Origin of the sequence: Achromobacter pestifer (assembly GCF_902859625.1) — a bacterium.
GTDB lineage: Bacteria > Pseudomonadota > Gammaproteobacteria > Burkholderiales > Burkholderiaceae_B > Achromobacter > Achromobacter pestifer.
The window spans coordinates 235,056-261,660 of record NZ_CADIJX010000001.1 but is presented as its reverse complement, the minus strand read 5'-3'; the positions used below and the strand labels follow the sequence as shown (position 1 = coordinate 261,660).

General features: G+C 65.8%; 26 protein-coding genes. 11 read left to right on the top strand and 15 right to left on the bottom strand.

Features of this window, described 5'->3' with window-relative positions; translation table 11 throughout:
* Positions 1 to 62 precede the first annotated feature (62 nt).
* Positions 63 to 1,040, top strand: coding sequence for a Bug family tripartite tricarboxylate transporter substrate binding protein (locus tag HV753_RS01185; RefSeq protein WP_175172594.1), 978 nt, complete (start codon positions 63 to 65; stop codon positions 1,038 to 1,040).
* A 1-nt stretch (position 1,041) separates the two neighbouring features.
* Entirely contained in the window at positions 1,042 to 1,836 is a 795-nt protein-coding gene (locus HV753_RS01180) for an SDR family NAD(P)-dependent oxidoreductase (protein WP_175172593.1), read from the top strand.
* A gap of 13 nt (positions 1,837 to 1,849) precedes the next feature.
* Here the strand turns inward: HV753_RS01180 and HV753_RS01175 are convergent, their stop codons facing one another.
* Both HV753_RS01175 and ypfH read right to left on the bottom strand, forming a co-directional pair.
* Positions 1,850 to 2,698, bottom strand: a complete 849-nt coding sequence (locus HV753_RS01175; RefSeq protein ID WP_246288108.1) for an IclR family transcriptional regulator — start codon at positions 2,696 to 2,698, stop codon at positions 1,850 to 1,852.
* Positions 2,699 to 2,708: 10 nt separating this feature from the next.
* Positions 2,709 to 3,413 carry an esterase gene (gene ypfH / locus HV753_RS01170; RefSeq protein WP_175172592.1) on the bottom strand — a complete coding sequence of 235 codons (705 nt, stop codon included), beginning with the start codon at positions 3,411 to 3,413 and terminating at the stop codon, positions 2,709 to 2,711.
* A gap of 134 nt (positions 3,414 to 3,547) precedes the next feature.
* Here ypfH and HV753_RS01165 point away from each other — a divergent pair, with 134 nt between their 5' ends.
* The 4 genes from HV753_RS01165 (at position 3,548) to HV753_RS01150 (ending at position 10,632) form a co-directional block, all read left to right on the top strand.
* Complete coding sequence (locus HV753_RS01165) at positions 3,548 to 5,098, top strand: amino acid permease (protein WP_217481424.1); 1,551 nt, start codon at positions 3,548 to 3,550, stop codon at positions 5,096 to 5,098.
* Between the two features lie 183 nt (positions 5,099 to 5,281).
* Positions 5,282 to 5,986: a translesion DNA synthesis-associated protein ImuA gene (gene imuA, locus HV753_RS01160; protein WP_175172591.1), complete on the top strand. Its 705-nt coding sequence runs from the start codon at positions 5,282 to 5,284 to the stop codon at positions 5,984 to 5,986.
* Entirely contained in the window at positions 5,916 to 7,385 is a 1,470-nt protein-coding gene (locus HV753_RS01155) for a Y-family DNA polymerase (RefSeq protein ID WP_175172590.1), read from the top strand. Before imuA ends, HV753_RS01155 begins: the two co-directional genes overlap by 71 nt.
* Before the next feature lie 13 nt (positions 7,386 to 7,398).
* Entirely contained in the window at positions 7,399 to 10,632 is a 3,234-nt protein-coding gene (locus HV753_RS01150; RefSeq protein WP_175172589.1) for an error-prone DNA polymerase, read from the top strand.
* A 25-nt stretch (positions 10,633 to 10,657) separates the two neighbouring features.
* Here the strand turns inward: HV753_RS01150 and HV753_RS01145 are convergent, their stop codons facing one another.
* A complete protein-coding gene (locus tag HV753_RS01145; RefSeq protein WP_175172588.1) occupies positions 10,658 to 11,920 on the bottom strand; it encodes an SGNH/GDSL hydrolase family protein in 1,263 nt (420 codons plus the stop codon).
* A gap of 132 nt (positions 11,921 to 12,052) precedes the next feature.
* On the opposite strand from HV753_RS01145, the gene HV753_RS01140 reads away from it, so the two are divergent.
* Both HV753_RS01140 and HV753_RS01135 read left to right on the top strand, forming a co-directional pair.
* Entirely contained in the window at positions 12,053 to 12,967 is a 915-nt protein-coding gene (locus HV753_RS01140; RefSeq protein ID WP_175172587.1) for a LysR family transcriptional regulator, read from the top strand.
* A 63-nt stretch (positions 12,968 to 13,030) separates the two neighbouring features.
* Complete coding sequence (locus tag HV753_RS01135; RefSeq protein ID WP_175172586.1) at positions 13,031 to 13,417, top strand: I78 family peptidase inhibitor; 387 nt, start codon at positions 13,031 to 13,033, stop codon at positions 13,415 to 13,417.
* Between the two features lie 49 nt (positions 13,418 to 13,466).
* Here HV753_RS01135 and HV753_RS01130 read toward each other — a convergent pair whose 3' ends face one another.
* The 11 genes from HV753_RS01130 to HV753_RS01080 form a co-directional block, all read right to left on the bottom strand.
* Positions 13,467 to 14,432 (bottom strand): LysR family transcriptional regulator, encoded by a 966-nt coding sequence (locus HV753_RS01130; protein WP_246288107.1) that lies wholly within the window; start codon positions 14,430 to 14,432, stop codon positions 13,467 to 13,469.
* 45 nt (positions 14,433 to 14,477) lie between these two features.
* A complete protein-coding gene (locus tag HV753_RS01125) occupies positions 14,478 to 15,212 on the bottom strand; it encodes an amino acid ABC transporter ATP-binding protein (protein WP_175172585.1) in 735 nt (244 codons plus the stop codon).
* A 12-nt stretch (positions 15,213 to 15,224) separates the two neighbouring features.
* On the bottom strand, positions 15,225 to 15,914 hold the full coding sequence (locus HV753_RS01120) for an amino acid ABC transporter permease (protein WP_175172584.1): 690 nt from the start codon (positions 15,912 to 15,914) through the stop codon (positions 15,225 to 15,227).
* Positions 15,907 to 16,596 carry an amino acid ABC transporter permease gene (locus HV753_RS01115; RefSeq protein WP_175172583.1) on the bottom strand — a complete coding sequence of 230 codons (690 nt, stop codon included), beginning with the start codon at positions 16,594 to 16,596 and terminating at the stop codon, positions 15,907 to 15,909. The genes HV753_RS01120 and HV753_RS01115 overlap by 8 nt, the downstream gene beginning before the upstream one ends.
* Before the next feature lie 124 nt (positions 16,597 to 16,720).
* The gene (locus tag HV753_RS01110; RefSeq protein ID WP_175172582.1) at positions 16,721 to 17,542 is read right to left on the bottom strand and encodes an ABC transporter substrate-binding protein; all 822 of its coding nucleotides are present in this window, start codon (positions 17,540 to 17,542) and stop codon (positions 16,721 to 16,723) included.
* A 61-nt stretch (positions 17,543 to 17,603) separates the two neighbouring features.
* A complete protein-coding gene (locus HV753_RS01105; RefSeq protein ID WP_175172581.1) occupies positions 17,604 to 18,806 on the bottom strand; it encodes an aminotransferase class I/II-fold pyridoxal phosphate-dependent enzyme in 1,203 nt (400 codons plus the stop codon).
* Positions 18,803 to 19,483, bottom strand: a complete 681-nt coding sequence (locus tag HV753_RS01100; protein WP_175172580.1) for an RraA family protein — start codon at positions 19,481 to 19,483, stop codon at positions 18,803 to 18,805. The genes HV753_RS01105 and HV753_RS01100 overlap by 4 nt, the downstream gene beginning before the upstream one ends.
* A 156-nt stretch (positions 19,484 to 19,639) precedes the next feature.
* The gene (locus tag HV753_RS01095) at positions 19,640 to 20,533 is read right to left on the bottom strand and encodes a hypothetical protein (protein WP_175172579.1); all 894 of its coding nucleotides are present in this window, start codon (positions 20,531 to 20,533) and stop codon (positions 19,640 to 19,642) included.
* A 53-nt stretch (positions 20,534 to 20,586) separates the two neighbouring features.
* Complete coding sequence (locus HV753_RS01090) at positions 20,587 to 21,198, bottom strand: LON peptidase substrate-binding domain-containing protein (RefSeq protein WP_175172578.1); 612 nt, start codon at positions 21,196 to 21,198, stop codon at positions 20,587 to 20,589.
* A 9-nt stretch (positions 21,199 to 21,207) separates the two neighbouring features.
* Positions 21,208 to 21,615 (bottom strand): carboxymuconolactone decarboxylase family protein, encoded by a 408-nt coding sequence (locus tag HV753_RS01085; protein ID WP_175172577.1) that lies wholly within the window; start codon positions 21,613 to 21,615, stop codon positions 21,208 to 21,210.
* Between the two features lie 33 nt (positions 21,616 to 21,648).
* Positions 21,649 to 21,993, bottom strand: coding sequence for a GFA family protein (locus HV753_RS01080; RefSeq protein ID WP_175172576.1), 345 nt, complete (start codon positions 21,991 to 21,993; stop codon positions 21,649 to 21,651).
* Between the two features lie 93 nt (positions 21,994 to 22,086).
* Here HV753_RS01080 and HV753_RS01075 point away from each other — a divergent pair, with 93 nt between their 5' ends.
* The gene (locus HV753_RS01075) at positions 22,087 to 22,518 is read left to right on the top strand and encodes a VOC family protein (RefSeq protein WP_175172575.1); all 432 of its coding nucleotides are present in this window, start codon (positions 22,087 to 22,089) and stop codon (positions 22,516 to 22,518) included.
* A gap of 134 nt (positions 22,519 to 22,652) precedes the next feature.
* Positions 22,653 to 23,837: a low temperature requirement protein A gene (locus HV753_RS01070; protein WP_175172574.1), complete on the top strand. Its 1,185-nt coding sequence runs from the start codon at positions 22,653 to 22,655 to the stop codon at positions 23,835 to 23,837.
* A 67-nt stretch (positions 23,838 to 23,904) separates the two neighbouring features.
* Here HV753_RS01070 and HV753_RS01065 read toward each other — a convergent pair whose 3' ends face one another.
* Positions 23,905 to 24,750, bottom strand: coding sequence for an IclR family transcriptional regulator (locus tag HV753_RS01065; RefSeq protein WP_175172573.1), 846 nt, complete (start codon positions 24,748 to 24,750; stop codon positions 23,905 to 23,907).
* A 199-nt stretch (positions 24,751 to 24,949) separates the two neighbouring features.
* Here HV753_RS01065 and HV753_RS01060 point away from each other — a divergent pair, with 199 nt between their 5' ends.
* Complete coding sequence (locus HV753_RS01060; RefSeq protein ID WP_175172572.1) at positions 24,950 to 26,587, top strand: GMC family oxidoreductase; 1,638 nt, start codon at positions 24,950 to 24,952, stop codon at positions 26,585 to 26,587.
* The last annotated feature ends 18 nt before the right edge of the window (positions 26,588 to 26,605 follow it).

Sequence of the window (26,605 nt, the reverse complement as noted above, 5' to 3'; positions counted from 1 at the left end):
CCTGAAAGGCATAACAAAAACAGCACGACGCACAACAATACCGAAGCGAGGAGACCATCACCATGAAGAGAAGAACCTGGATTACGCTGGCGGCCGCCACCCTGGCCGTGTCGCTGACGGGCGCCGCGGCGGCGCAGGGCACCTACCCTGACCGCCCCATCCGCCTGATCGTGCCCTTCCCGCCCGGCGGCACGTCGGACGTCGTGGGCCGCATCTTCGCCGAAGCGCTGGGCAAGCAGATCGGCCAGACCGTGGTGGTGGAGAATCGAGGCGGCGCCGGTGGCACGGTCGGCTCCCGCGCCGTGGCCTCGTCCCCGCCCGACGGCTATACGCTGCTGCTGGGCACATCCAGCACCAACGGCACCAACCCCGCCGTCTACAAGAACCTGCCCTACGATGCCGTGAAGGATTTCACGCCCGTGACGCAGATCATCCGGGTGCCGGGCGTGATCGTCGTCAACAAGAACTTCCCGGCCAAGGACTATGCGTCCTTTGTCGCGCTGATCAAGAGCGCGCCAGGCAAGTATTCGTATGCGTCGTCGGGCAACGGCGGCGCCACCCACATGGCCATGGAATACTACAAATCCTTGTCCGGGCTGGACATGATGCACGTACCGTATCGCGGCACCGGCCCGGCGTTGAACGACGTCATTGCCGGACAGGTGCCGATCCTGTGGGACACGGCGGCCTCGTCGATGGCCCACATCCAGTCCGGCAGCGTCAGGGCGATTGTGGTCGCGGCCAAGACGCGCCTGCCTCAGCTGCCCGACATCCCGACATTCGCCGAAGTCGGATTGCCCGACTACGACGCCGAAATGTGGAACGGCCTGCTGGCGCCCGCTGGCCTGCCCAAGGATGTACTGGCCAAGCTGAACGACGCCTCGCGCAAGGCGCTGGCAGACCCGGCGGTGCAGGCCAAGTACGCCGGGGTGGGCGCCTATGTCGTCGCCGACAAGCCCGATGCCTTTGCGGCAATGATCCGGGACGACGTGGCCAAGTGGAAGAAGGTCGCCGATTTCGCGCATATTTCGGCGGAATGACATGGGACAGCGCTTGAAGGACAAGGTGGCGCTGGTGTTTGGCGCGGGATCGTCGGGCCCGGGTTGGGGCAACGGCAAAGCGGCAGCCACGCTTTACGCGCGTGAAGGCGCCCGGGTCTTCGCCGTGGATCTGCGGGCAGAGGCCGCCGAGGAAACGCGGCGCGTCATTGAGGCCGAGGGCGGGCTGTGCGCGGCCTTGACCGCCGATGTGACCCAATCCGCGCAAATCCAGGCCGTGGTCGAGGAGGTGCTGGCGATGGCCGGCCGCATCGACGTGCTGCACAACAACGTGGGCATCACTGAAATGGGCGATCCCATCGAAGCCAGCGAGGAAAGCTGGCACCGCGTGATCGACACCAACCTGACCGGCGTGTTCCTGACCTGCAAACACGTGCTGCCCGCCATGTTGGCGCAAGGAGGCGGCAGCATCGTCAACATTTCGTCGCTGGCCTCGATTCAGGTCAACACCTATCCCTACACGTCCTATTACGCGGCCAAGGCGGGGTTGAACCACCTGACCCGCTCGCTGGCCGTGCGCTACGCGCCGGACAATATCCGCGTCAACGCGGTGCTGCCCGGCGTGATCGACACGCCCCTGATCTACCAGCAGATTGCAGGCCAGTTCGAGGATGTGGAAGAGATGCGCCGCCGCCGCAATGCCGCCAGTCCGATGGGCCGCATGGGGGATGCGTGGGATGTCGCCCACGCCGCCCTGTTCCTGGCCAGCGACGAAGCCCGGTACATCACCGGCGTCTGCTTGCCGGTGGACGGCGGCAAGGCCTGCGCGGGCCGCTAGGCCGGCCGCGCGCTCAGGTGCGCGGCAGCAGATCCGCCGACAGTTCAGCCGCGGCGCGTTGCAAGGCGACCACCACCTCTTGCAGACGGGGGCCGGACAAGCGTGATCGGATCGCGGCGACGCTCAGCGCGGCGACCACATGCTGTTCGCGGTCGAACACCGGCACCCCCACGCCCGCCATGTCGGGAATGATGCGGCCGGGGTTCAACGCATAGCCCAGCTTGCGCGCTGCGGCAATGTCGTCCCGCAGCATATCGGTGGACGGCAAATCCGGTGCCGTGGTGGCGTCGTAGCGCGCCAGCACCCGTTCAATATCGTCGTTCGGCAAAAAGGCCAGCAACGCCAAGCTGCCCGCGCCCACGCCCAGCGGCCTGCGGTGGCCGACTTCCAAGGTCAGGATCTTGATCGGAAAGTCGCCCGTCTTGCGATCCACGCAAACGGCCTCGTGACCCGAGCGCACCGACAGGAAGCTCGTGTCACCGGTGAATTCAGCCAACCGCAGCACCGCAGATTCGGCGATGGCCTTGATGCCGTGCCGGCTTTCCGCCGCCAAGCCCAAGATATAGGATTCTCGCCCCAGGCTGTACGTCTTGAGCTTCGAGTTCAACGACAGGAAGCCCTCTTGCAGCAAGGCGGACAGCATGCGGTGCGCGGTGGGCGGCGTCAGGCCGATATCGCGCACCACGTCGGTCAAGCCGACACCGCGCGCGGGCGCCGCCCCCACGTATTTCAGAATGCGCAGTACGCGAAAGATGCTCTGCGCGCCGCCGACCGAGTCCACGACGCGCGGCGGGGCAGGCACTGAAGACCGGGCGGTGCTCATCGGACGGACGGTACGACGGGCATCGGCAAACGCGGGCAACAAGTTTGCATCAATGCACCGTGGTGCCGTCGGGCGGCGTCTGGTTCAGCCCCAGGGCTGCTTCCCAGCTGCGCAGCGGCACGCAGGTCTGCAAACGCACAATGGCGCGCTGGATCAACGCGGGGTGCAGCTCGTGGCCAACCTGCGTGGCGATGTCGATGGTGGAATCGCCATGCAGTTCTTCCAGCCGGGCCTGCGCGGCCTGGATGTGCGTCACGCTCATCACCCGGTCGTCGGCGCCGTGCAGCAAATGAATGGTGGTGTATTGGGGCGCGGTCTTGGGCAGTTGCGCATACCGGCCGGAAAAGGCGATCACGCGCCCCGCCATGCCGTCGTGGGCCTGCACCAGTTCCAACGCCATGATGGCGCCCTGCGAGAACCCGGCCAGCGCCGTGTCCGATTGCAGCAAGCCGAACCGGGCCTGCGCTTGGCGCACGTAGGCTTCCAGGGGAGGCATGGCCCGGGCCACGCGCTCGGCGCGGTTTTCTTCGGTCACGCCACGCACCGAAAACCACTGTCGCCCCGTTTCACCGCCATCAAAGGATTCGAATCCTTCGGGCACCAGCACCGCCGCCGTCGGAAACGCCGCGCGCACGGCTTCGGCCATGGGCCGCAGGTTGTCGGGCGAACCGCCCACACCGTGCAACAGAATGAACAACTGGCGCACATCGACGCCAGGATCGGGAAGAAATTCAAGAGAACTGGAAAATGCCATGAGACTGCTCCGTGCTGGCATAAGGCCGTTGGACTACGCCCTGATGACAGCATTGTAAAATGCGCGGCTTAAAGCGGACGACCCGCAGGCCACAAGCCGGACTACCGCCGCAACGGCCCTCTTTTACCTCTGTAATGCAAACACCGACAACCGACCCGAACACCCACTCGGGCGCTACGCCAGCGAGCCAGAATCAGCTGCACCGCGTGCTCAAGGCACGCCACCTCACGATGATAGCGCTGGGCGGAGCCATCGGCACCGGCCTGTTCGTCGCATCCGGCGCAGCCATTGCCCAGGCGGGTCCGGGCGGCGCACTGATGGTCTACCTGGTGATCGGTCTGATGGTCTATTTCATCATGACCAGCCTGGGCGAACTGGCCACCTTCATGCCCGTGTCCGGCTCGTTCTGCACCTATGCCTCGCGCTATGTGGACCCCGGCTTCGGCTTTGCCCTGGGCTGGAATTTCTGGATCAGCTGGGCCACGGTGGTTGCCGTGGATGTAGTGGCCGCCCAATTGGTCATGGCGTACTGGCTGCCAGATACGCCGGGCTGGATATGGAGCGTCGCCTTCCTGGCGCTGACCTTCGGGTTGAACGCTTTTTCCGCTCGCAGCTTCGGTGAAGCCGAATACTGGTTCGCCATCATCAAGGTGGTTGCCGTCCTGTGCTTCATCGCGGTGGGGCTGGGCATGCTGGTGGGCATCATCCATAGCGGCGATCAAGTGGGTCTGGTCAATTGGAAAGTGGGCGACGCGCCTTTCGTGGGCAACGCGGCCACGTGGGTCGGCGTGGCGATGGTGGTGGCCTACTCCTTCCAGGGCACCGAACTGGTGGGCGTGGCCGCGGGCGAATCCGAAAACCCCCGCCGTAACGTGCCGCGCGCCATCAACAACGTGTTCTGGCGCATCCTGCTCTTCTACGTACTGGCCATCCTGATCATCGGTTTGCTGGTGCCCTACACCGACCCGCAATTGCTGCGCAATGAAGTCGAGGACATTGCCGTCAGCCCCTTCACGCTGGTATTCCAGCATGCGGGATTGCTGTCGGCCGCCACGGTCATGAACGCCGTCATCCTGACGTCCGTGCTGTCGGCCGGCAACTCGGGCATGTACGCCGCCACGCGGATGCTGTTCAACATGGCGGCCGAAGGCCAGGCGCCGGCCATGTTCAAGCGATTGACCCGCAACGGCGTGCCGCTATATGCGCTGCTGGCCACCACGGCGCTTGCCTGCCTGTGCCTGTTCAGCGTGGTGTACAGCCCCAAGGCGGTCTATATCTGGCTATTGAATTTTGCCGGCATGACGGAGTTCATTGTTTGGCTGAGCATTGCGATCAGCCATTACCGTTTCCGCCAGGGCTACGTGAAGCACGGCTACGACACGGCCGACCTGCCGTACAAGGCCGGCCTGTTCCCGTTCGGCCCGTTGCTGGCCTTCGTGCTGTGCCTGGTGGTGACGCTGGGGCAGAACTACCAGGCGTTCCTGGAAGAGCGCATCGACTGGATCGGGGTGATCTCCACCTATCTGGCCATCCCGCTGTTCCTGGCGCTGTGGATCGGCCATCGCGTGGTGAAGCAGTCGCGCTGGGTGAAATACCAGGACATGCGCTTCTATGGGCTGGACCTGGAGCACGGCGCGCAGGACGCCCAAGCGGCGCCGGCGTCCGGAAGCACCGCCGGGGTCTAGCCCCCCCTGGCGGTCGTGCCGGACGGCCAAAAACGCACCACCTTGGTGCGTAAAAGACAGACTTAGAGGGACGCGCGGGGGCATTAAACGGCGCTACAATACTGTATATTCATACAGGTATTATTGTTTTCCAGGTTTTCCAAACACCCCTCCACGTGCTTGTTGAACCGGGTAGCCCCCGCCATGCAGTCCCCTGAACATATCCATCCCGCGTTGTGGCGTGCCACGCAGTTGGCCAAAGGCGCCGCCCGCAACCTGCCCACCGGGCACGCTTTGCTTTCCGCCGAGCTGCCGGACGGCGGCTGGCCGCTGGGTTCGCTGATTGAACTGCTGACTCCGCACCCCGGCGTCGGTGAAATCCGCCTGCTGCGCCCGGCGCTGGCCCAACTGGAAACGCGCCGCCCCATCGCCCTGGTGCACCCCCCGCACGCCCCCCACATCGCCAGTTGGATGGGCTGGCGGCTGGATCCCCGGCAGTTGCTGTGGGTTGCGCCGCAAAAACCCATCGATACGCTCTGGGCCACGGAACAGATCCTGAAAAACGGCAGCTGCGGCGCCCTGATCTGCTGGCTGCCCCATGTCCGCCCCGAATCCCTGCGCCGCCTGCACCTGGCGGCCCAAGCCAGCGACTTGCTGTTCATCGCCGTGCGCCCGGCCAGCGCCGCGCAACACGCCACGCCCGCGCCATTGCGGCTGGCGCTTGCTCCCGCGCCGGGCGGCTTGTCCGTCCATCTTTTGAAACGCCGGGGGCCGGTCTGCGACACGCCGCTGTACGTGGCCCTGGAGCCCGGCACCCTTACGCCTTCTTCCCCCCGCCATGCGCCTCTGGATCGCCGTCTTCCTGCGCTGCCTGCCGCTGGACGCACTACGCCCGCACTGGCCGCATGAGGGACAGGCGTTCGCCGTCCTGGACCAGGAAAGCGTCGCCGCCCTTACCCCCGCCGCCCGCCAGGCCGGCGTCAAGCCGGGCATGCGCCGCGCCGGCGCGGCCGCGATCGCCCCCGACGTGGAACTGCTGCCGCGCCAGCCCCAAGCCGAAGCCGATGCCTTGCTGGGCGCGGCGCTGGCCCTCTTGCAATACACCCCCGAAGTCGCCCTGTCCGGCGGCGACACCGTGCTGCTGAACGTGGGCGCCAGCCTGATGTTCTTTCGCGGCCCGCGTGCGCTCAGCCAGCGAGTCCGCGCCACCTTGCGCGCACTGGACCTGCGCGTGACGCTGGGCATGGCCCCTACCGCCACCGGCGCCTGGCTGCTGGCGCACTGTCCCGGCCGCCGCATGCCCCGGCGCACCTTGACGCTGCCCACCCTGACCCGCCGGCTGAACGCCCTGCCGCTGGCGTTGCTGCCCCAGGCGCAGGCTCGCCGCGACTGGCTGGACGACATCGGCTGCCACACGCTGGCAGACCTGCGCGCCCTGCCGCGCGCCGGCCTGCAACGGCGCAGCACGCCCGAACTGCTGCAAGCCCTGGATGCCGCCTATGGCGTGGCCCCCGAGCTCTATCCCTGGATTGAACCGCCCCACCAGTTTTCGCGCCGCATCGAACTCACGGACTATGTTGAACACACTGACGCCGTGCTGGCGGTCGCACGCCGGCTGGCCGAACAACTGGGCGGCTGGCTGACCGCCCGGCAACTGGCCGTGCGGCGCGTGGTGCTCAGCATGGAACACGAGCGAGGCCGCCATGCCCGCCCGCCCACTGAACTGGAACTGGCGCTGGCGCAACCTGTCTGGCAGGCGCCTCAGCTCTTGCATCTGCTACGCGAAAAGCTGAACCACTTCACCCTGGAAGCCCCCGTCATCGCCGTGGCGTTGCTGGCGCCCGACACGGTGGAACAGCCCGCCGCCAGCACCACCCTGTTTCCTGAACCCGGCGGCACGGCGGCCGACCACGCCCGCTTGCTGGACCTGCTGGTGGCGCGGCTGGGCCGCGATCAGGTGCGCCACGCCCAGCCCACCCCCGACCACCGCCCCGAAGCCGCCAATTCCTGGGGCGATGCACTGGCGGCCCCTCAAGTTCCCGGGCCGCTGCCCACGCTGCTGGACCGGCCGTTCTGGCTGCTGGAAACGCCACTGCCCTTGAAACTATCGGGCCATCGTCCCCAATACGGCGGCCAGGCGCTGCGGCTGATGCGCGGCCCCGAACGCATCGAAAGCGGCTGGTGGGATCCCGCCCTGACGGTGCGTGACTACTTCGTGGCCGAAGACGCCGCCGCCGCGCGCTACTGGATCTACCGCGAGCGCGACGCGGAACACGCGCGCTGGTTCCTGCACGGGCTGTACGCCTGAAGCCGTTCGCATCATGCACGACGATTCCCACGACGCGCCCGCCCCGTCCGACCTGCCCCCGGCGCTGCCCGGCTACGCCGAACTGCAATGCCAGTCGAACTTCTCCTTCCTGCAAGGCGCCTCGCACCCGGAAGAACTGGCCGTGCGCGCTGCCGAACTGGGCTACGCCGCGCTGGCACTGACCGACGAGTGCTCGCTGGCGGGCGTGGTGCGCGCCCATGTGGAAGCCAAGGCCCTGAAGCTGCCGCTGATCATCGGCGCCACCTTCCAGCTACGCGCCGCCCCCGACGCCGCCCCGCTGGGGCTGACGCTGCTGGCGCAGACCCGCGAGGGTTACGGCAACCTGTCCGAACTCATCACGCTGGCCCGCACCCGCGCGCCCAAAGGCGAATACCGGCTGGCCCCGGAAGACTTCACCGATCCACCCGACGGCTATTCGCACCTGCGCCAGTTGCCCGAATGCCTGGCTATCCTGACTCCCATCTACGGCACCGACGCTGACCGCATGGCCGAACAGGCCCGTTGGCTGGCGCGCGTCTTTCCCCATCGTGCCTGGGTCGGCCTGAACCTGCTGTACCGATCCCGCGATGACCTGCACCGCGCCGCCGTCGAATACGCCGCGAACACGGCGGAACTGCCCATCGTTGCCGTGGGACAGGTACAGATGCATGTGCGTTCGCGCAAGCCGCTGCACGACACGCTGACCGGCATCCGCACCCGCCAGCCGGTGTCCCAATGCGGGTACGAACTGTCCGGCAATGCCGAACAGCACCTGCGCACGCGCATGCGGCTGGCCAATCTGTATCCGCCCGACGCACTGGCACAAACGCTGGTAGTGGCACGCCGTTGCGCGTTTTCGCTGGACGAACTGCATTACGAATATCCCGATGAGATCGTGCCGCGCGGCCACACGCCGGCCACTTATCTGCGTCAGGAAACCCTGGCCGGCGCCGCCCGCCGCTTTCCTGCGGGCATGCCCGCCAGCGTGGCCGAACAGATCGAAAAAGAACTCGGCCTGATTGCCGACCTGCACTACGAAGCCTATTTCCTGACCGTCTACGACATCGTGCAATACGCCCGCAACGCGGGCATCCTGTGCCAGGGTCGCGGCTCGGCCGCGAACTCCGCCGTCTGCTACTGCCTGGGCATCACCGCGGTGGACCCGGTGCGCGGCAACAATCTGTTCGAGCGCTTCATCAGCAAGGAACGCAACGAACCGCCCGACATCGACGTGGACTTTGAACACCAGCGCCGCGAAGAAGTCATTCAATACATCTACCGCAAGTACGGCCGCCAACGAGCCGCGCTGACCGCCGTGGTCATCTCATATCGGCCACGCAGCGTGCTGCGCGATACCGGCCGCGCATTGGGCGTGGACTTGGGCGTCATCGATGCCGTGGCGCGGGCCCATCAATGGTGGGACGGCAAGAAGGAAATGTTGCGCACGCTGGGCGCTTGCGGGCTGGACCCGGAATCCCAAGTCGCGCGGCAATGGGCGTCGCTGGCGCAGACCATGATGGGCTTCCCGCGCCACCTGTCCCAGCACCCGGGCGGTTTTGTGATTTCACGCGGAAAGCTGTCCCGCCTGGTCCCGATCGAGAACGCCGCCATGGAAGAGCGCAGCGTCGTGCAGTGGGACAAGGACGATCTGGATGCGCTGAAGTTGCTGAAGGTGGACGTGCTGGCACTCGGCATGCTGTCGGCGCTGCGCCGCACCCTGGAACTGGCGGGTCAGCGCCGCGGCCGCCCCCTGACGTTGCAAGACATTCCCGAAGGCGACGACGCGACCTACGACATGATCTGCGACGCCGATACGGTAGGCGTGTTCCAGATCGAATCCCGCGCGCAGATGACGATGCTGCCGCGCCTGCGGCCCCGCAAATACTATGACCTGGTTGTGCAGGTGGCCATCGTGCGGCCCGGCCCGATCCAGGGCGGCATGGTCCATCCCTACCTGCGCCGCCGCCAGGGCAAGGAAAAAGAAACCTATCCCAGCGAAAAAGTGCGCGGCGTGCTCAGCCGGACCATGGGCGTGCCGATCTTCCAGGAACAGGTGATGCAGATCGCCGTGGTGGCCGCGGGCTTCACCCCGGGCGAGGCCGACCAGTTACGCCGCTCGATGGCCGCCTGGAAACGCAAAGGCGGCGTGGACAAATTCCGCGTCAAGCTGGTGGGCGGCCTGCTGGCGCACGGCTATACGCTGGACTTTGCCGAAGCACTGTTCCGCCAGGTGGAAGGCTTTGGCGAATACGGTTTTCCGGAAAGCCACGCCGCCAGTTTCGCGCTGCTGGCCTATTCCAGTTCATGGTTGAAACGCCACGAGCCGGAAGCCTTTCTGGCCGCCTTGCTCAATTCCCAGCCCATGGGTTTCTACGCCCCGGCCCAACTGGTGCAGGACGCCCGCCGCCATGGCGTCTGCGTGCTGCCCGTGGACGTCACCGTCAGCGGCTGGGATTCTGCCCTGGAAACCCTGCCGGACGGCCACCCTGGCTCCCAACGCGGCGCCCGCCCGCACGCCCCCGGCCCCGACGCCCCGCGCCCCGCCGTCCGGCTGGGCTTGAGCCTGATCCAGGGCATGCGGGAAGACGCCGCCCGGCGCATCGAGGACGCACGCGCGCAATCCCCCTTTGCCAACACCGGCGACCTGTCCCGGCGGGCCTCGCTCAACCGGCATGACCTGAATGCACTGGCCGCGGGCGATGCCCTGCGCACCCTGGCCGGCCACCGACGCCAAGCCAGTTGGGAAGCCGCCGCCAGCGTACATAGCCACGACCTGCTGCGCGACGCCGCCATTGTTGAAACCCAGGCGCCGCAATTGCCGGCCCCGTCCGAAGGCCAGGCGGTGGCGGCCGACTACCGCAGCGTGGGCCTGACCTTGCATAGCCACCCGGTGGCGCTGCTGCGCGACCAATTGGCGGCCCGCAATTTCCAGCCCGCCGACGTCCTGAACCGTTACCCCGACAAGCGGGTGGCACGCGCCTGCGGCATCGTCACCGTGCGCCAGCGCCCGCAAACCTCCAAAGGCGTGATCTTCGTGACGCTGGAAGACGAAACCGGCCCGGTCAACGTGGTCGTGCGCCCGGAACTGATCGAACGCCAGCGTCGCGAACTGCTGGGCGCCAAGCTGTTGGGCGTCTACGGCGCGTGGCAGAACGTGGACGGGGTGCGCCACCTGATCGCGCAGCGGCTGGTGGACCTGACCGACCTGCTGGGCGGGCTGGCCACGCAAAGCCGCAACTTCCACTGACGGGCGCCCCCTCCGCGCAGGCCGGCTAGCGGCCGAACAGAATGTCGTCGTTCAGCGCCTGCGCCATCGCCTGATATCCCGCGTCTCCGGGATGCAGATGATCGCCCGAGTCGTAGGCCGGCAACAGGCGCGCGGGATGCGACGGGTCCCGCAGCACGGCGTCCACATCCAGCACGGCGTCGAACACACCGCTGCTGCGGATCCACTGGTTCACCTCGCGGCGTACCGCGTCCTTGGCCAAGCTGTAATGGCCTGCCAACGGCGTGCCGTGCAGCGAGCCCTCGTAGGGCGCGATGGTGGCCCCGACGATGCGTACGTTGCGGGCGCGGGCGGCCTCGGCCAATTGCCGGTAGCCCTCGACCAGCCGCGCCGCGGTCATCGGCGCGTCTGCGGGCGCAAACCCGCTGTCGGGCCAGCCGATATCGTTGATGCCCATCAGCACAACGACAGTCCGCACGCCCGGTTGCGACAGCACGTCGGCCTCAAAGCGCGCCATCGCGTTCACGCCCATCTTGTCACCCCACACCCGGGCGCCGGAAATGCCCGCATTGACCACGCCCACGCCCTGCGGCGCCAGCCGGCGGGCCAGGAAGTCCGGCCAGCGGCGGTTGGCGCCGGGCGTCGACCCGTTGCCGTCGGTCAACGAGTCCCCGAACGCGACGACAACCGGGGACTCGCCCGCGCTGTCCACCCAGACCCCCGCCAGGAAGGCACGGCCCTGCAACGCGGCGGCGTCCGGCAGGTCCGGCGCACCACTGACGTCGCCTGGCGCCAGCGCGGCGGTTTGCTGGGCGCCCCAATGGAACGTCGCCACCGGCGTCGGCTGCGGAAAATAGGTGCTGACGGCCAGCTCGCTCAGCGCGGCGACGGGCAAATCCACCGGATCGCTGATCGCCTGCGCGCCGGGCGCGATCGTGACGCCAGGTTGCCCGCCAAAAACCAAGGTGCGATCCGACAGGGGGTCGATAGCCGCCCCCGCCCGGGCCCGCGCCACGTGGGCAGCGCCAACCACCAGCGGCTGCGTGCCATACCGGTTGGACAGCACCACCCGCAGGCGCTTGCCGCCAAGGCTGATCTTGACGGTCTCGCGCAGCGTCTGATCCGCCACCTGCGCCGGCATGCCGGTAGGCAGCACGAAAGCGGCGTCCCATAACGGCTGCGGGCTGGCGAACCAGGAGCTGACCCAGGACGATTGCGGCGTGGGCACGGCCGCGTGCGTGGCGGACGGGCTCCAGACCAGGCCCGTGGCGGCCAGGCCGGCGATGCGGAAGAAAGAACGGCGGTTCATGGCGGGGTGCATAGCGGCTCCTTGGAAGCAGAAAATCGGTTTCAACAGCGATGCCCCCACGATAGGTTCTTCTAAACTGTGCCGATAGACGCATAAAATGCATACGACTTCTTCCAAAATGGAATGCTTGCCATGGATACCCTGCGCGCCATGCGGGCCTTTGTCCGCGCCGTGGAACTCGGCACCTTGTCGGCCTCCGCCCGTGAACTGGCCTTGAGCCAACCCGCGCTGAGCAAGATCGTGGCCGCACTGGAGAAAGACCTGAACGTGCGGTTGCTGGAACGCAGCACGACACGTGTCGTGCCCACCGAACAAGGCAAACGCTTCTACGAACGCGCCAACCGGGTGCTGGAGGAATATGCCGAAGCCGTGGCCGACGCCCGCGGCCAGACCGAGCAGCCCGCAGGCTTCCTGCGGGTCAACGCGCCGGTCGCGCTGGGGCAGTTCCGGCTGAATGCGTTGATCCGGGAATTCCTGGATGCCTATCCCGATATCCAGGTCGAATTGATCCTGAACGACCGCTTCGTCGACCTGGTGGAAGAAAGCGTGGACGTGGCCCTGCGCCTGGGCGGCGATCTGCCGCCCAATGCCATCGCCCGCAAGGCGGCCCTGTCGCCGCGCTACCTGGTGGCGGCGCCGTCCTATCTGGCTCGGCACGGCAAGCCCCGCACGCCCGATGACCTGACCAGCCACGACTACGTCCGGTTCGCGTGGCTGCCGGGTGGCGACACCCTGGAACTGCACCAGGGCGCCTCGCGCGCCAGCGTCCAGACCCGGGGCCGCTACCGCGTCAACAACGCCCTGGCTATCCGCGAAACGCTGGCGCTGGGGGCCGGGCTGGGGCTGTGCCCCGCCTGGCTGGTGCAGGACCTGTTGGCCGACGGGCAATTGCTGCGCGTCCTGCCCAAATGGAGCGGTGCGCCGCAAGAGGCTTTCCTGATCTACCCCTCGCGTCGCTATCAGGCGTTGCGGGCCCGGTTGCTGATCCAGTTCCTGGCGGACAGGCTGCCTGCGCTACCCGGCATGCAGCCGCCCGATGGCCCCTGATTACAGTCCGCCACGGCTGGTCTATCATGGCTTTTTTCGTCGCGTAGTTGTAAGGAGCTTTACATGATCCGCAAGCTGATCCCTTTCCTCCTGGTTGCCGGCCTGACCGCGTGCGCCAATACGGGTACGTCGTCTTCGTCCCGCAGCGCCCCCGCAACCGACAGCTCCGCCAGCGCGCCAAGCTCATCGGATTCCTCTGGCGGCGGCGCCTCCTATGGCGGCTCGCCCAACACGTCCAGCCGCGGCAAGACGTGCGACGCCGCCGACCTGCAATCGCAGATCGGCCAGAAGGCCACCCAATCGGTCATGGAAGACCTGCGCACGCGCAGCGGCAGCACCACGGCCCGCATCCTGCGACCGGGCCAGCTTGTCACCATGGAATACAACGCAACCCGCCTGAACCTGATCGTGGATGACAAGGACGTGATGACGGCGATCCGCTGCGGCTAAACGCCCCGCCAAACGCCAGGGGCCGGCTGCCGCTGGCCCGTCCGCCCTTTTACGCTTCGCGGCGCAATGCCGCGGGCGGCACATGGGGCAGGAAGGCCCCCGCCACCTCGAACGCGCATTCCTCGCGCGCAATATCGATCACCCGCGACACGATCGGGTTGACGATGTTCTTCTTGTGTACGGCGTAGTAATTGATGGTGGGCAAGTCCGGCCGCACATCCAGCTGGCACAGCGCGCCCCGTTCGACCAGCGGCGAAAAATAGGCGCCAGGCAGATAGCTGATGCCCAGGCCCAGCATCGTCAGCTGCGCCATCATTCCCAGGCTGTTGCAGGTCAGCACGCGCTTGACCGGCAAGCCCTGCTCGGCAAACCAAGCGTCATACAGATGCGACAAGGCCGAATTCGTGGGCTGGGAAATCACCGGATAAGGCGCCAGGTCCTGCGGCGTCAGGCGGGCGGAAAAATCAATATCCAACGCGGGGCTGGCCATCCAGACATTGGTGACGGCGCCCAGATGGGTGCAATCGTATTGATAACTCCAGAACGGCCCGGGCATGATGGCCAGGTCCAGCTGGTCTTGTTCCAGCCTTTCGTAAAGGGTGATGCCGCCATCGATCTCGGGCATCAGTTGCACACGGGGGTAGCGTTGGCTGATCTGGTTGATCAGCCGCGCCAGCCACGTCATGCCCACCAGTTCGGTCACGCCCAGCCGCAGCACGCCTTCAAAGCTGGCCGGATCCGCCATGTTCTGAACAATGCGGCTATTCAGGTCGAGCATCTCGCGCGCCAGCTCGAACAGCTTGCGCCCCTGTGGCGTCATGACAAGCTTCTTGGCGCGGCGCTCGAACAAGGGCGAACCGGCAAAGACTTCAAGCTCGCCTACCCGCTTGGCCACCGCCGACTGCGTGGTGTGCAGTTTGCGGGACGACGCGCTGAAGCTGCCCAATTCGGAGCTCCAGTAAAAGGCCTCTAGCTGTTTAAGGGTATACATCGCGGCAGTCGATGCGAAACGCATGGAAACCCTCACATTAACATCGCCGCCGCGCCACCCGCGGCCGCCTTAGCCGCGCGGATGCAGGATGTCGGCCAGGAAGCGCTGCGCGCGCGGATGGGACGGCGTGCTGAAGAAGCGCTCGGGCGTATCCACTTCCAGGATTTCGCCGCCATCCATGAAGACAACCCGGTCGCAGACGTCGCGCGCAAACCCCATTTCGTGGGTGACGCACACCATCGTCATGCCATCCTTGGCCAAGCCCTTCATCACTTGCAGCACCTCGCCGACCATTTCCGGATCCAGCGCGCTGGTGGGCTCGTCAAACAGCATCACCGGCGGTTGCAGCGCCAACGCCCGGGCAATCGCCACGCGCTGCTGCTGGCCGCCGGACAGCGCGCCGGGATACGCATCGATCTTTTGCTCCAGGCCCACCCGTTCCAGCAGCGTGCGCGCCAGTTCCACCGATTGCTTGCGCGGCTGCTTGCGGATGTTGACGGGTGCGAAGATCACGTTCTCCAGCACGCTCATGTGCGGGAACAGATTGAACTGCTGAAAGACAAAGCCAATCTTCTGGCGCAGCGCATTCAGGTTGGCGCCCTTGGCATAGATGTCGGCGCCATCGATCAGGATGCGGCCTTTTTCGATGGGTTCCAGCCGGTTGATGGTGCGGATCATGGTGGACTTGCCCGAGCCCGACGGCCCGCACACCACCAGCACTTCGCCCCGCGACACCGACAGGTCCACGTCTTTCAGCACGTGATGCGCGCCGTACCACTTGTTCACTTTTTCAAGCTTGATCATTGTTTTGTTCCTTTAAACCATGGCGCGCGAGCGGCGGATACGCAGGTCCAGCCAGCTCAAGCTGCGGCTCAGGCTGAAGCACACCAGGAAATAGATGATGGCCAGGATGCCGAATACCTGTAGCGGCTGGGTCAGCACCAGGTTGTTGACCTGATTGGCCGCGAAGGTCAGCTCGTTGACGCTGATGACGTAGCCCAGCGACGTTTCCTTGATGGTCGACACGAACTGGCTCGTCATGCTGGGCAGCACGTTGAACAGCGCCTGAGGCAGCACCACCTTGCGCATCGTCGTCCAGTAGCCCACGCCCAGCGAACGCGACGCCTCGACCTGCCCGCGCGGCACCGCCTCGATACCCGAACGGATCACTTCCGACAGATAGGCGCTTTCGTAGACCACCAACGCGAAGATCAGCGTCCAGAAGCCGCTGATGACCTGTCCGGTCAGTTTGGGCACCACGAAATAGGCCCAGAAGATCAACATCAGCAGCGGCATGCCGCGCACGACATTGACCAACGCCTTGCTGGCCACACGCAGCCAACCGAATGGACTGACGCGCGCCAGCGCGATCATCAACGCCAGCGGCAGCGACATTGCCAGGCCAAGGGCCGCCAGGATCAGCGTCAGCGCCAATCCCCCCAGCGGGCCGTTGGGGTATTGGCCGACCAGCAGCGTCGGCCAGTATTGCATCAGCAGATCAAGCACCGTGGCCTCCGCGATTCAGACGATAACGGGCGTAGATGCGCGATCCCAGCGCCATGATCAGGAACGACCCCAGCAGATACATGATCGTCGCCGCGCCGAAAGTGGCGAAGGTGCGATAGGTTTCGTTTTCGATCTCGCGCGCCTGGTAGGTCAGTTCCATCACGCCGATCGCCATGGCGACGCTGGTGTTCTTGAACAGCAGCAACGCACGGCCAACCAAGGGTGGGATAGAGATGCGCACCGCCTGCGGCACGATCACAAAGCGCATGCATTGCAGATAGCTCGCGCCCAACGCCCGGGCGGCCTCGAACTGCGTCCCGGGGATGGCGCGCAGACCGCTGCGGATGTCCTCGGCGATATACGCGGCCGAACCCAGCGCCAGCGCGATCGCCGCCAGCGACATCTCGGCATTGTGTTCGTACAGCCACATGCGAAAGCCCTCTGGCAACAACTCGGGCATGCCGAAATACCAGAACAGCACCTGCACCAGCAGCGGCACGTTGCGGTGGTATTCCACATAGGCGTCGACCACCCAGCGGCATGGCGCCAGATTGGTGGCGCGCACCACCACCAGCGTCACCGCGATGGCAAACGCCATGACCCAGGCAACCAGGAACAGTTGCACGGTAACGACCATGCCGCTGAACAGCAGCTGGTATTGGGAAGCATCAAGTAGGCTCATAAAGCAGTCAATCTCCGGCAATCGCACGGCCCACGCCAAACGTCACGGGTTCCGACCGCCCGCCTGGGAAGGCAGCGGAAACCGTGACGAGGGCATGCAGGCCGCGCTGGGGTCCGCGGGTTTCTCAGCCCGCGATGGGGCCGATCTTGAAACCACGCTCCAGCTTGTACGGCGTTTCGGGGCCGAACCACTTATCAAACAGCTTGGCGGCCGCGCCCGCGCTTTCCGCTTCGTCCAGCGCCTGATTCACCGTTTGCAGGAAACGCGGTTCAGACTTGCGCACGCCCAGGCCCCAGGGTTCGTCGAAGACCGACTTGGCGACCACGCTGACGGGTGCGGTCGGCGGGCTTTGCAGCACCAGGCGCACCAGCACCAGCTCCGAGGCAAACTGCGCGTCCACCTTCTTTTGCTGCAAGGCCAGGTAGGTGGCCGAGCTATCGCCGTAGCCAATGACCTGGGACTTGTTCAGGATGCGCTTGATCTCGCGTTCCGAACTAGAACCCTTGGTGGCGCCGATCCGGCGGCCATTCAGCGCTTCCACCGTGTCCAGCCCGGAGTCCTTGCGCACCAGCAGCTTTTGCGGGCTGACGTAGTACGCATGGCTGAAGGCGATCTGTTCGGCGCGGTCGGGCGAATAGCCCAGGTTGGCCGCCAGGATGTCCACGCGCCCTTCGTTCAATTCGGGCACGCGCGCCGCCACCGACAACAGCTTGTAGCTGATCTTGACGCCCAGCTTGTCGGCGACCAGCTTGCACACGTCGACGTCATAGCCCACCAGCTGGCGCGTGGCGCCGTCCTGGAAGCTGAATGGCTGCGAAGTGCCCAGCGTGCCGCAGATCAGTTCGCCGCGCGCCTTGATGTCGTCGATCTGATCGGCCTGGGCGGCAGTGCCCAGCGCCAAGGTGGCCAGGCCCAGGCAGGCCGCGAAGAGTGAGTGGCGTTTCATGCTTGATTCCCCTTGTCTGTTTGTGTGGTGGTCGTACGGTACTGAAATGCGCGGCGTGGCCTCAGGCCAGCTTGGCGCAAGCTTCGCGAATGGCGGAGCAGCCTTGCTTGATATCGTCGAGCGACGCCGCGAACGACAGCCGGAACGTGCCCGGCGCACCGTAGGCATGGCCATCGATGACGGCCACGCCGGCCTCGCGCAGCAGATAGTGCGTCAGGTCGGTATCGGTGGCGATCACGTCGCCGGCAGGTGTCTTCTTGCCCAGCAGGCCCGAGCAATCCGGAAACACGTAGAACGCGCCTTGCGGCACGACGATCGTCAGACCCGTTGCGCCGGACAATTCAGCCACGGCCAGATCACGGCGTTCACGGAAGATGCGGGCGAATTCGGCCACGCAATCCTGCGGGCCCGACAGCGCTTCCAGCGCTGCCGCCTGGCTGACGGACGACGCGCCCGACGTGCTTTGCGATTGCAGGATCGCCATCGCCTTGATCAATTCATCGGGACCGGCACCATAACCGATGCGCCAGCCCGTCATGGCATAAGCCTTGGACACCCCGTTGACCACCAGCGTGCGTGCCGCCAGTTCAGGCGCGACCTGCAAGGGATGCACCGTGGGTTCGCCAGTGAAATTCAGGCGGGCATAGATGTCATCGGTCATCAGCCAGACATGCGGATGGCGCTTCAGCACATTGGTCAACCCGCGCAATTCGTCGGCGGTGTAGACCGAACCCGTCGGGTTGCTGGGTGCGTTCATCATCAGCCACTTGGTGCGCGGCGTGATGGCGCGTTCCAGGGCTTCTGGCGTGACTTTGTAATCCGTGGCCGGCGACGTTTCGACCGACACCGGCACGCCCCCGTTGACCAGCACCATGTCCGGGTACGACACCCAGAACGGCGCCGGAATCAGCACCTCGTCGCCGTCATTCAGCGTGGCGGCCAGACCGTTGAAGATCACCTGCTTGGCGCCGGTGCTGACGATGATCTGCCCCACCGGATAATCAATCCCGGTCGCCTCCAGCAGATGGCCGCGCGCGGCACGGCGCAACGCCACCGTGCCCTGAGCGGGCGGGTACTTGGTTTCACCACGGTTCATGGCGGCGGTTGCGGCCTCGCGGATATGCACGGGCGTCGAGAAATCCGGTTCGCCGATCGTCAGGTCGATGATGCGGCGGCCTTGCTCGCGCAATTCGGCGATGATGGCGCGCGCAGCGACGCTGGGCGACAGCTTGATGCGCTTGATGCGGTCGGCGACGATGCTCATTTGGCGGCTCCGGTCTTCTCGGCAAGGGTCTTTTCCAGCCACGGCTTGGTATAGGTACCCGCCCGCAACTTCTCCTTGGCCACGGCCTCGTCGGCTTCCTTCTTCAGCGCCAGCGCCAGGACGGCGGCGGCATGCTCCGCAGGAATCACCACCACGCCGTCGGCGTCGCCCACGACGACATCGCCCGGGTTGACCACCTGGCCGCCCACGGATACCGGCACATTGATTTCGCCGGGGCCGTCCTTGTAGGGGCCCTTGTGCGACACGGCGCGCGCAAAGCAGCCGAATTCGCCCTGGGCAAACACGTCCAGGTCGCGCACGGCGCCGTCGATCACAAAGCCTTCGATGCCTCGCGATTGCGCATCCATCATCATCAGTTCGCCAACCAGCGCATTGCTGGTGTCGCCCGCGCCATCGACGACGATCACGTCGCCCGCGCCGCCCAGCGAAATCGCCTTGTGGATCATCAGGTTATCGCCGGGGCGCGTCTTGACCGTCAACGCCAGGCCGACCGTGCGGCGGGTGCCGCCATGCATCGGGCGCAGGCCCGACACGCCGTACAGGCGATTCATGCAGTCGCTGATCTGGGCCGAGCCAATGCCGGCAAAGCCCGCCAGCACGTCGGCGGGGACGGCCGCGGCGGGCCGGGAAAGAATGCGGTAACCGATGGGATTCATAAGGAAGTCGGAAGATGAATGCGTGAGGCAATTAAGCGAACATGCATTACAAGGCCCGACCTGCCTTTCCTCAAAACGATATAAATTCCCGGCGATTCAGGAATTTTTTTCGTACATAAGACGAATAAGGGTTATCCCTTATTCGTGGATCTCCGCTCAATCATCGCCGCCATTGCCGGCGCTGCGGGCTTCCGACAGCGCCACCGTCAGATGCATGACCTTCTTTTTCAGCTGATCGCGTTCGTCGGTCAAGCGCGCCAGCACGCCCCGCAACCGCGCGATCTCGGCAGGCAGGTCCTCGATGCTTTCGATCGGCACCTCGGGCGGGGCCTCGCGCGGCGCAGGCGCCTTGGCCTGACGCACTTCGCGCGCCGCGAGTTGCAGTTCTTTCTTGCCGCCGGCCACGGCTGCTGCCTGGCGTTCGACGGGCAAAGACGCCACCGCCGCCGCCGCGTTGATCGAGATCGCCCCCTCTTTCACCGCGCGCACCAGTTCTGGCGCCGCGTCTTTCTGGATCTTTTCGATCTGACCCAGGGTACTGCTGCTGATGCGCGCCGCACGCGCCAGCGCCTGGCGGCTGGGCACGGGCGGTGTCCAGGAAATGTTCGGCGGCAGGCGCGGCGCCCCTTCGGCCCCTGGCGCGTCCTCGTCCCAAGGCGGCGAACCGTCGGCCGGCGCGGCGTCTGGCGATGCGCTGTCGGACGCCGCGCTGCCTTCGGGCGGCGTGCGTGCCAGCAGGATCTCTTTCTTGCGCAGGGCCAGCACGCCCCGCTGGAAGTCCGACACGCTGCGTCGGCCCAAGTGGTTTTCGATCATCCACAGATACACGTCTTCCACCGACTTGAATGTGGTGTTCTGACGGGTCTGGAATTCGATCCCGTGCTTCTGGCAGATGGCGTAGCGGTTGTGGCCGTCCACCAGCAGATCGCCCCACAGCACCAGCGCATCGCGGCACCCTTCAGCCAGCAGGCTGCGTTCCAGCGCAGCGTGCTCGTCTTCGGTCAAGGGGTCTATATAGGCGCGCAGGCCCTCGTCAATCCTGATATCCATGATGTCCAAAAAAGGTTTTCGCCTGATGTTTCAGCACTTCAGCACGCGACCCGCTACGCCAGCCCTTGGCCGCGCAGCAAGTCCTGAACGGCCGCCAGCCGCGCCACCGGGTCGGTCAAGCCCAACAGGCTCGCTTTATCGTCCGGCGGCAAGGGCAGCAATTCACACCAGCGGTCTGCCACCCAGCCGCAATCGTCCAGCCGGTATGGCGCCGCCAGCGGCAGCTTGTCGGCAGGCACGCCGTCCTGCTGCCATTGCGCCACCAGCCGGCCCAGCGCATCGGCGCTGGGCTGCATGGCATCGGGCACGGGCATGGGCGGATCGTCGGGAATGGGCTCGGCCTGGCCCATCCAAAGACCGTATTTTGCCACCTCGCTGGATAGCAGCCGGAAACGGCCCGTGCCGATGCAACGCACCTGTAGCAGCGCCGGCATCGGCGCCTCCCACGAGGCGATGCGCGCCATCGTGCCAACCGGAGCCAAAGTCTCAATGCCCTCGGGCGAACGGACCTCGTTGCCCGCCAGCAGGCCCACCACGCCAAACTCGCTGCCTTCCGCGATGCACCGGCGGATCATATCCAGATAGCGCACCTCGAAAATCCGCAGGTGCAGCACTCCTGCGGGAAACAGCGCGTTGGACAATGGAAACAGCGGAATCAGCGCCATGACTGCCTCTTACTTGACGTCGAAGGCGGCGTCCACGGGAACCTGCATGGCCGTCACCATCGCATTGGTTTGTGCCGCCATGCCGATCACCGACAGCAGTTCGGCATGCTGGCCGTCGGTCATGCCCTTTGCCTTGGCCGCCGCCGTGTGCGAATGCACGCAGTACGAGCAGCCATTGGCCGTGGACACGGCGATATAGATCATCTCGCGCACCAGCGGAGACAACTCGCCTTCAGCCATCATCACCTGCTTGAGCTGCGCCCAGACCCGTTGCAGCTGCGCGGGGTCATTGGCCAGCGCCCGCCAGAAATTGTTCACGAAATCGGATTTGCGCGTGGTGCGGATGTCCTCGAACACCGCCCACGCCTCGGGGCTTTTGCGGACCTCGTCGTCCGACAACAGTTTGACCGTGCTCATGCCTAGGGTTCCTTTTGGTGATGCTGGGACGGATCAGGTATTGCGCCCGTCATACGGAATGCGCGTCAGCGCTTTCAAGTCCACCGCTTCCAGACAGCGCACATTGACCGCTGCGGTTTCCTCGCCCTTCGGGCTGGCGCCAAAGCCGAACGGCGCGCAACCGCATTGGGCACAAAAATGGTGTGCAATCACATGCTTGTTGAATTTATACGTCGACAGGCGCTCGGTGGAGGACGTGATGCGCAACTGCGCGCGCGGCACGAACCACAGCAAATAGCCTTTACGGCTACAGTGGCTACAGTTGCATTCCAGAACCTGCGACACCTCGGCGTCGACTTCAAACTTGATTTGTCCACAATGGCAGCTACCTTGTTGCATGGCCGGGCTCCTTCGGTACCGTGCGTCGGGCTTCCATCATAGATCGCGGCGGCCGCCCTCGGGCACCCGTCCCATGCCCTCCAGGAAGACATCATGCCCCACCTCTCGGCTTATCTCAGTTTTGACGGCAACTGCGCCGACGCCATGCACTTTTACCAGCGCGTGCTGGGCGGCCGCATCGAAGCCCTGGTCCGCTACGCGGAAGCGCCGGCCGATGCCGCCATGCCCACGCTGTCCGACGAAGAGGCGGCGCGCGTCATGTATGCCCGGCTGGCGCTGGACGAGCAGACGCTGATGGGCAGCGACGCCACCACGGGACACCCCTATCTGGGAAAAAAAGGCGTGGCGCTATCGCTGGCGTACCCCACTGTTTCCGACGCGCAGCGGGTATTCGAGCAACTGGCCGCCGACGGCGGCACCGTGACGATGCCATTGCAAAAGACCTTCTGGGCCGAGGCCTACGGCGCACTGATCGACCGGTTCGAGACGCGGTGGATGGTCAGCGGGGGACGCTTGCTCCAGTAGCCCGGGCCGCCCTTGCGGCAAGCCCGGCCGTCGCGCAGGCGCGACGCTCTTCGCGGCTTTTGAATAATTTGCAATGGGCCGCCTGGCCCTTGCAGTAATCTGGCAGCGCCCCACACCTTGAGGACGCGGCCAGCATGACTTTCCTAGCAAGCGCCAATCTGCTTCGCCCGCGGGACGGCCACGAGGCCCGCGTCACCTACGTCGAGCTGTTCTTCGACCTGGTGTATGTCTTCGCCGTCACGCAGCTGTCGCACAGCCTGTTGCACGACCTGACGCTGATGGGCGCCGTGCATGCCCTGGTGCTGTGGTTCGCCGTTTGGCTAGGCTGGCAATACACCTGCTGGGTCACCAACTGGTTCAATCCCGACGCCATTCCCATGCGGATCATGTTGTTCATGGTGATGCTGGTGGGTCTGATCGCCGCAGCCGTCCTGCCTGACGCCTTCGGCGGCAGCGGGCTGATCTTCGCCGTCTGCTATGCGCTCATCCAGGTCGGCCGCACGCTCTTCATCGTGCTGCACCTGGGCCCCCAGCATCCGCTGGCGGCCAATTTCCGGCGCATGCTGGGCTGGTTGTGCATTTCCGCCGTGCTCTGGATAAGCGGCGGCCTGGCTTCTGGCGACGCGCGGCTGGCGCTGTGGATACTGGCCGTGGCCTGCGAGTACATTTCACCGATGATCGGCTTTCGCCTGCCCGGCATGGGAAGTTCCCGCACCAGCGACTGGACGATCGAAGGCGGCCATCTGGCCGAACGCTGCCAATTGTTTGTCATCGTGGCGCTGGGCGAAACGTTGCTGATCACCGGCGCCACGCTGGGCGAGCACCCGCACTGGGACATCCCCACGCTGATTGCGTTGCTGGTGGCGTTCCTGGGTACGGCGGCCATGTGGTGGGTGTACTTCGACACCAGCAGCAAGGACGGCAGCGAAGCCATCGTGCATGCCTCGGACCCGGGCAGGATCGGCGCTCGCTTTCATTACGTGCATGTGATCCTGATCGCGGGCGTGATCGTGTCGGCAGTCGCCAATGAGTTGGTCATCCTGCACCCCGACGGCCGCATCACCACGCCGGCCGCGGCCGCCTTGATCGGCGGTCCCGCGCTCTACCTGCTGGGCAATGGCATCTACAAAACGGTGGTGTACGCACGCTTTCCCCTGTCGCACGTGGTCGGGCTGGTGATGCTGGCCGTGCTGGCGCCCGTGTCCTATGTCACCGACAACCTGATGGTGGGCGGCCTGACGACGGTCATCATGATCGTGGTGGCGGTCTGGGAAAGCCGGTCCCGGCGCTCTACGGCACGCGCGCGCGCAGCACATTGAGCCCTGCCGATTCAAGCAAGACGCTTGCGCGGCTCGGCCAGCCTCCGATGCGGGACGACGCCCGGCATCAGCTTCCCGGCCGATGCTGGGCCAGCACCTCATGCAAGGAGTGCGCGGCGCGCTGTAACACCGGCACGGCGCGCAGCAGGTCGTCCAACATGACGCGCGCGGTCGGCGCGTGGCAGGCCACCGCCGCCACCACGCGGTCTTCCCCGTCCTTGACGGGTACCGCCACCGCGCTCATGCCGCGCACGAATTCCTCGTTGTCGATGCCAATGCCGCGCACCGCCAGGCGTTCCAGCTCTTCTTCCAATTGCACCGGATCCGTCAGCGTGCGCGGTGTGTTGCGCGTCAAGGGCAAGCGCGCCAGCACGCGGCCACGCTCCAGCCGGTTCATGGATGCCAGGAACAATTTTCCGCTGGCCGTGCAGTGCATCGGCACATGGCTGCCCACGGCGAAGAACAGGCGCAGCGGCTCGGTCGTTTCCACGCGCTCCATATAGACCACGCGATCGCCGTCCGGCGCGGTCAGGTTGCAGGTTTCGCCCAGGGTGCCAGCCAGTTGCGCCAGGACGGCACGGCAAGCCCGCGTGAATGCCGAGGCGCGCAAGGTGGACAGCGCCAGCGACGTGGCCTGCGGCCCCGGCACGAAGCCATTTTCAGTCGGCGTCGCGGCGACAAAGCCGGCGCGCTGCATCGCGGCCAGCAAACGCATCAGTGTCGTCTTCGGCATGTCCAGCCGCTGCGCCAGTTGCGCCAACGTGGGCGGGTGCTGGGCCCGCGCCAGATGCTCCAGCACCACCAGGGCGCGCAGTGAACGGGCGGCCTCCTGCTGTCCGTCCGGCGGGTCGGCCGCCGCCGGCACCGATGTTGCACTGCGATTTTGAAACTGAAGTTGCATGTTCCGTTCCATTTGTCCGCCCCCACGCGCGTTTTGCTTTGTTCTACCCGCCTGCTTTCTAGAATCGCCACAGATCCCCGGGCCGCGCACCGCATCGCGGACGCAACGGGAGTCGGCCCAGTATATAAGTGCGCTGCGCCGCGACAAGCAGGGAAAACGCGCCGTCCCGTTGGGTCGGCGCTGGCGGAAAACAACAAGGAGACAAGGCAATATGTCCGACACCGTGGATGTCATCGTGGTGGGCGCCGGCTCCGCCGGCTGCGTGATGGCCAACCGGCTGAGCGCGGATGGCGCGCTGTCCGTCTGCCTGCTGGAAGCCGGCCCCAGGGACCGCAACCCGTGGATACACATCCCCATCGGCTACGGCAAGACGATGTTCCACAAGGTGTTGAATTGGGGCTACTACACCGACCCCGATCCCAACATGCTGGGCCGGCGCATCTACTGGCCGCGCGGCCGCACGCTGGGGGGCTCCAGCGCCATCAACGGACTGATCTACATCCGGGGCCAGCGACAGGACTACGACGCATGGGGCGACGCCGGCAATCCGGGCTGGCGCTGGGACGATTGCCTGCCCTACTTCCGCGCGCTGGAAAACAACGACTTGGGCGCGGGGCCGACGCGCGGCGTGGACGGCCCCCTGAACGCCACGTCCATCAAGACGCCGCACCCGCTGGTGGAAGCCCTGATCGCGTCCGCCGGCGCCCTGGGTGTGCCGCATGTCCAGGACTTCAACACCGGCGACCAGGAAGGCGTCGGCTACTACCAGTTGACCACCCGCAACGGGCGGCGCTGTTCGACGGCGGTTGCCTATTTGCGCCCGGCCGAGGACCGCCCCAATCTGCGCGTGGAGACCGGCGCGCACGCAATGGCCGTGCTGTTTGAAGGCACCCGCGCCTGCGGCGTGCGCTATCGGCAAGATGGCCAGGTGAGAACGTTGCGCGCGCGGCGCGAGGTGGTGCTGTGCGCGGGTGCGTTGCAATCGCCGCAACTGCTGCAATTGTCCGGCGTCGGCCCGGCGGCACTGCTGCGCGAGTTCGGCATCGGCGTCGTGCGCGATCTGCCCGGCGTTGGCGAGAACCTGCAAGATCACTTGCAGATCCGGTTGATCCATGAAACCACCCAGCCCATCACCACCAACGACCAGTTGCGCTCGCTGAGCGGCCGCATCGGCATGGGGCTGCAATGGCTGCTTTTTCGTGGGGGGCCGCTGGCCGTCGGCATCAACCAGGGCGGCTTGTTCTGCCGGGTGGATCCGGCCAGCCGCACGCCCGACACGCAGTTCCACTTTGCCACCTTGTCCGCCGACATGGCGGGCGGCAAGGTGCATCCGTTTTCAGGGTGCACGTATTCGGTCTGCCAATTGCGTCCGTCGTCACGCGGCCAGGTCCGGTTGCGCAGCGCCGACCCGTTCGAGGCGCCCTCGATGCAGCCCAACTATCTGTCCACCGAACTGGACCGCCGCATGACGGTCGCCGCCGTCAAATACGCGCGCCGGCTGGCCGCGACCGAACCGCTGGCGGGATTGATGAAGCGCGAATTCCGCCCGGGGCCTGACGTGCGCTCGGACGACGAGATCCTGCACTTCTGCCGTGAATACGGCGCCACGATCTTCCATCCTTCCGGCACGGCGAAGATGGGCCCGCGCAGCGACCCCATGGCCGTGGTGGACGAACGCCTGCGTGTGCACGGCGTGGCCGGCCTGCGGGTGGTGGACTGTTCCATCATGCCCACGCTGGTGTCGGGCAATACCAATGTCCCCGTGGTGATGCTGGCGGAACGCGCGGCCGGCTTCATGCTGGACGATCTGAAGACAACACGGCAGCAGACCGATCTGGTCGCCGCCTGACAACGGGCAACATCCCAC